The organism is Methylobacter psychrophilus (genome assembly GCF_025583945.1).
Taxonomy (GTDB): domain Bacteria; phylum Pseudomonadota; class Gammaproteobacteria; order Methylococcales; family Methylomonadaceae; genus Methylobacter_C; species Methylobacter_C psychrophilus.
The window spans coordinates 1-1,003 of sequence record NZ_JAOEGU010000156.1 but is presented as its reverse complement, the minus strand read 5'-3'; the positions used below and the strand labels follow the sequence as shown (position 1 = coordinate 1,003).

1 protein-coding gene is annotated in these 1,003 nt (G+C 45.8%); it reads right to left on the bottom strand.

From position 1 onward, the window contains the following. The coding region (locus tag N7974_RS20635) for a sensor domain-containing diguanylate cyclase (RefSeq protein WP_262967409.1) at nt 1-1,003 on the bottom strand (1,003 nt) is incomplete at both ends.

Sequence of the window (1,003 nt, the reverse complement as noted above, 5' to 3'; positions counted from 1 at the left end):
AGTCATCACTATCGCTTAATAGTGCGGTCATCGTTGGATTGAAGAATCGGTAGGTATTCTTTCCTGATTTCTTGGCTACATACATCGCTGTGTCGGCGTTATTCATTAGTTGATCGGTCGAATGATTATCAATAGAATGCACCGAAATTCCGATGGAAACTCCTACCGATAGGGATGTACCACCTAAATCCATAGGTTTATTGATGATCTCGATAATGCGGGTAGCGATGTCTACCAAGTCTTCTCTGCTGGCCGGATTATCGAGCAAAATGATGAATTCGTCGCCACCCAGTCTGGCAACAGTATCTACTTGTCGTACTTGTGCCAGTAGTTTCTTTGCCACTATAACCAGTAAGGCATCGCCAATGGCATGACCGAGGTTATCGTTGACGGCCTTGAACCCGTCAAGGTCAAGAAACATGATAGCGATGTTACGTTGATCACGCGCCGTCATATCAATCAGTTGGCTGAGTCTCTCCTTTAGCAAAGTACGATTAGGCAAATCGGTCAATGAATCGTGGAAGGCCAAGTGTCTGATGCGCTCATCCTTTCGCCAAAACTCGGTGATGTCATTAAATACTGAAACATAGCGCACCGGTTCATCGTTTGAGCTGCGGATTACTGTGATGGATTGCCATTCCAGGAAAGTCTCGCCGTCTTTGCGGCAGTTCCAGATTTCGCCTTCCCAACTACCTTTAGTGCGTATATCTTGCCATAATGCGGCATAAAATTCTTGATCGTGGTGATTGGATTTAAGTATGCTTGGAGTCTGACCAATAACTTCTTGGGCATTATAGCCGGTTATTTCAGTAAATGCCGGATTTACCGAAAGGATAATGCCGGTCGCATCGGTGACCATAATGCCTTCGACGGTACTCTCAAAAACACTGGCGGCCAGCTTGAGTTCAAGTTCTGCAGCCTTGATTGATGTGACGTCACTTGCCAAGGCAAAGAAGCCGATGACCTGTCTTTGGACATTAAAATCGGGTAGGTAGTTGACCAA